Here is a 4,097-nt window from a genome sequence, read left to right as displayed (position 1 = left end):
CCTCTCCCTTGGAGAGGCCGGCCCTCTTTTTTTACGAATCTGGGGAACTTTTTTCCTCCCTCTGCCGTCCAAGAGAGCGAGTACCACAAAACAAATAAAGGAGCGTACCCATATGAACCGACGTTTTCTCGCCCTGGCCCTGGCCGGGACGCTGTCCCTGAGCCTGCTGGCCGGCTGCGGCAGCAGCAAGGAGCCCGCCCCGGAGAGCTCGGCCCCCGTGGTGGAGTCCCCCTCCGCCTCCCCGGAGGCGTCCCCGTCCCCCGTCCTGCCCACCGACAGCCCGGCGGCCCTCCCCGAGACCACGCCCCCCGCGGAGGAGACTCCCTCCCAGGCTCCCTCCGCCGCACCCAGCGCCAAACCCTCCGCCCCGGCCGCCACCCCCAAGCCAACGCAGAAGCCGACTTCCACGCCTACCCCTGAGCCGGTGGAGCCGGAGCCCCAGGTGGACGCGGTGCAGTCCACCTGGAATGACATCTCCAAGCTGGACATTCCCTCCCTAACCGACCTGGACGATGCCACTCTGACCGCCTTGTACGGCATTGATCCCGCTGATTTGGACAGCTATCTCTGCAAGATGCCCATGGTCAATGTGCAGGCCACCGAGTTCTTTATCGCCAAGGTGAAGGACGGCAAGATGGATACCGTGAAGGCCGCCTTGGAGAAACGGCAGGATGATCTGGAGGCCCAGTGGTCCCAGTACCTGCCTGAGCAGTTGGAGCTGGTACAGAACTATAAGCTGGTGACCAACGGCAACTACATCCTCTTCGCCGTCAGTGAGTACGCCGACGAGGCGGTAACCGCATTTAACACCTATACAAAGTAATTTTTTGCGGGTATAATAAGGGCGCCCGGCAGGGCAACCTGCCGGGCTTTTTCTGAAGTTCACAAGAGAGTTGGTGGTTCGTTGGTCTTTTCCAGCCTGTATTTCCTGTTTTTATATCTCCCCATTGTATTATTTCTGTACTATATTACGCCTTTGAAATGGCGGAACCTGTTGCTGTTGCTGGTCAACCTGGTGTTCTACGCCTGGGGAGAGCCGGTCTATATTCTTATCATGTTCCTCTCCATCGGCATCGACTACACCCACGGAATGCTGGTGGAGAAGTACAAGCGCAGGGGCAACGACCGGGGGGCCCGGTGGGCGGTGGCCTCGTCGGTCATCTTCAATCTGGCTCTGCTGTTCTTTTTCAAGTACTGGGACTTCGTTGCCGGCAGCCTCCAAGCCATCGGTTTTTCCTTCATGCCGAAGCTGGGCCTGAGCCTGCCCATCGGCATCTCCTTCTACACCTTCCAGACCATGAGCTACACCATCGACGTGTACCGGGACGACGCCAAGGTGCAGCGCAGCCTCGTCAACTTCGGCACCTTCGTCACACTCTTCCCCCAGCTCATCGCCGGTCCCATCATCAAATACAAAGATCTGGGCGATCAGATCGACCACCGCACCCACTCCCCCGAGCAGTTTGCCTCCGGCGTGCAGATCTTCGTGGTGGGCCTGGCGAAAAAGGTCCTGCTGGCCAACAACATCGGCAAGCTGTGGGATACCATTCTGGCCCTCCCCGCCGGGGAGCTCACCACTGCTGGGGCATGGCTGGGCGTGGCCGCTTTCGCTTTCCAGCTCTACTTCGACTTCTCCGGCTACTCCGACATGGCTGTGGGCCTGGGCCGGATGCTGGGCTTCGAGTTCATGCGCAACTTCAACTACCCCTATATCGCCAAGTCGGTCACCGAGTTCTGGCGGCGGTGGCACATCTCCCTCGGCACCTGGTTCCGGGAGTACCTCTATATCCCCCTGGGGGGCAACCGGGTGAGCAAGCCCCGGCTGTTTTTCAACCTTCTGGTGGTGTGGGCGGCCACCGGCATCTGGCACGGGGCGAGCTGGAACTTCCTCATCTGGGGACTCTACTTCGCCGTCCTGCTGATTTTGGAAAAGGCTTTCCTGGGCAAGCTCCTCCAGAAGCTTCCCGCCGCCCTCCAGCACCTATACACCCTGTTTCTGGTACTGGTGAGCTGGGCCATCTTCGCCGTGGAGGACTTCGGCCATATGGGAGCCTACCTCAAGGCCATGTTCGGCCTGGGCGGCGGCCTGACAAACGACAACGTATCGTATTATTTTTTCTCTTTTCTCCCCATGCTTATCATCGCCGCTGTGGCCTCCACCCCGCTGGCCGCCAAGCTGTGGAAGCGCCTGCCCGAAAAGCCCAGGCTGGCGCTCCTCCCCATTCTGCTGCTGGCAGGGCTGGTCTTCTCCACCGCCTACCTGGTGGACGCCACCTACAACCCCTTCCTCTACTTCCGATTCTGACTCAGGAGGCAAGCCATGACAAAGAAATACTGCATCTTCCTCTCCGCCCTGTTCTGCGCCTTTCTCGGGGTGTTCCTGGTGGCCAATGCCGTCTCGCCCGACCGCACCTTCTCCCAGATGGAGAACCGCAACCTGGAGCAGCTCCCCGTCCCCAGTGTCAAAACCCTGCTGAACGGGCAGTTTATGAAGGACTTCGAAACCTACACCACCGATCAGTTTGTGGGGCGGGACGGCTGGATCGCCCTCAAGTCCACCACCGAGCGTGTCCTGGGCAAGAAAGAGAACAACAATGTCTATTTTGCCGCCGGTGACACCCTGATCTCCCGCTTCGACGAGCCAGACGGGGAAAAGGTGACGAATAATCTGAATTATGTGAACAACTTTGTGGAAAATGTGGATATCCCTGTGACCTTCTCCCTGATCCCCACCCAAGCCTGCATCTGGGCCGACCGGCTGCCCGCCGGAGCCCCCAACGCCAGCCAGACCGCCATTCTGGAGCAGGCCAAGGCTGCCGTGCCCGGTGCGTCCTGGGCCGACCTCTACACCCCCCTGTGGGAGCACAAGGGCGAGGACATCTTCTACCGCACCGACCACCACTGGACCAGCCTGGGGGCTTACTACGGCTATACCGGACTGGCCACCGCCCTGGGCTACACCCCCGTACCCCTGAACGACTACACCGAGACCGTCCGCTCCACCGAGTTCTACGGCACCGTGTTCTCCTCCTCCGGCGTGCGGTGGGTGCGCCCGGACACCATCTCTACCTACGTGCCCGACGACGGCATCACCGTGGCGAGTCACACCTACGACAACAAGGGCAACCCGGTGGAGGAACCCCGGCAGCTCTACGACACCTCCTTCCTCTCCGTCAAGGACAAGTACTCCATGTTCCTGGGCGGCAACCAGCCTTTGGGCGTCGTAAAGAACGCCAACAATCCCGACGGCCCCAGGCTGCTGATAATCCGGGACTCCTACGCCGACTCCCTGGTGCCCTTCCTCACCCCCCACTTCTCTGAGATCCACCTGCTGGATCTGCGCTACTACAAGCTCTCCATCGCCGACTATATCGCCCAGAACGGCATCGACCAGGCTCTGGTGCTCTACAGCGTGCCCAACTTCGTCACCGACAGCAACCTGCTCTGGATTGCGAAATAAGCCGCAAAAAATCCCCCGCTCTCTAAGGAGCGGGGGATTTTTGATCAGCTCTGCGGATTTCAGTCGCGCTGGGAGTGGCGGTTCATGGAGTGGTTCAGCTTGCCGATCACCAGCAGGACTACTACCATACACACAATGGCAATGGCCAGATTGATAACCACATTCTGAATAAAGGATGCCAGAATGTAGTTGGCGAAGCACACGGCGGCCACCGTCATGGCGTAGGGCAGTTGAGTCGCCACGTGGTTGAGGTGGTAGCATTGGGCGCCGGAGGACGCCATGATCGTGGTGTCGGAGATGGGAGAGCAGTGGTCGCCCATAACCGCGCCGCCCAGGGTGGCCGCGATGGCGATCATCAGCATATCGTTGCCGTTGATCAGTTCCGAGGTCAGATCGGCAGCGGGAATGCCGCCGGAGAACACTGGGATGACGATGGGCAGCAGGATGGTGAAGGTGCCCCAGGAGGTGCCGGTGGCGAAACCCAGGAACGCGGCGATCAGGAACACCACGGCGGGCAGGAAGTTCTTCAGGCCGGGGCCGAACTTGGACACCAGGTCCGCCACAAACTCGGGGGCGCCGAGGGCCTTGGTCACATCGCCGATGGTCCAGGCCAGGCACAGGATCAGGATGGCGGGCA

Annotated in this window: 4 protein-coding genes; 3 read left to right on the top strand and 1 reads right to left on the bottom strand. The window is 60.4% G+C overall.

The window, feature by feature from the left end; all coding sequences use genetic code 11:
• Positions 1–112 precede the first annotated feature (112 nt).
• The 3 genes from HMPREF0372_RS18780 (at position 113) to HMPREF0372_RS13255 (ending at position 3,460) form a co-directional block, all read left to right on the top strand.
• A complete protein-coding gene (locus HMPREF0372_RS18780; RefSeq protein ID WP_050810499.1) occupies positions 113–823 on the top strand; it encodes a DUF4358 domain-containing protein in 711 nt (236 codons plus the stop codon).
• Positions 824–904: 81 nt separating this feature from the next.
• A complete protein-coding gene (locus HMPREF0372_RS13260; protein ID WP_007493394.1) occupies positions 905–2,305 on the top strand; it encodes an MBOAT family O-acyltransferase in 1,401 nt (466 codons plus the stop codon).
• A gap of 15 nt (positions 2,306–2,320) precedes the next feature.
• The gene (locus tag HMPREF0372_RS13255) at positions 2,321–3,460 is read left to right on the top strand and encodes a DHHW family protein (RefSeq protein WP_007493393.1); all 1,140 of its coding nucleotides are present in this window, start codon (positions 2,321–2,323) and stop codon (positions 3,458–3,460) included.
• A gap of 59 nt (positions 3,461–3,519) precedes the next feature.
• Here HMPREF0372_RS13255 and HMPREF0372_RS20765 read toward each other — a convergent pair.
• On the bottom strand, positions 3,520–4,097 hold a 578-nt coding region (locus tag HMPREF0372_RS20765), incomplete at its 5' end, for a Na+/H+ antiporter NhaC family protein (protein ID WP_007493392.1).

This window comes from Flavonifractor plautii ATCC 29863, assembly GCF_000239295.1.
In the GTDB taxonomy this organism is placed as follows: Bacteria; Bacillota; Clostridia; order Oscillospirales; family Oscillospiraceae; genus Flavonifractor; species Flavonifractor plautii.
This window is presented reverse-complemented; position numbering and strand designations above follow the sequence as displayed.

Coding starts and splice junctions, on each gene's coding strand:
- HMPREF0372_RS18780 (WP_050810499.1), top strand. CDS start 113: ATGAACCGACGTTTTCTCGCCCTGGCCCTGGCCGGGACGCTGTCCCTG.
- HMPREF0372_RS13255 (WP_007493393.1), top strand. CDS start 2,321: ATGACAAAGAAATACTGCATCTTCCTCTCCGCCCTGTTCTGCGCCTTT.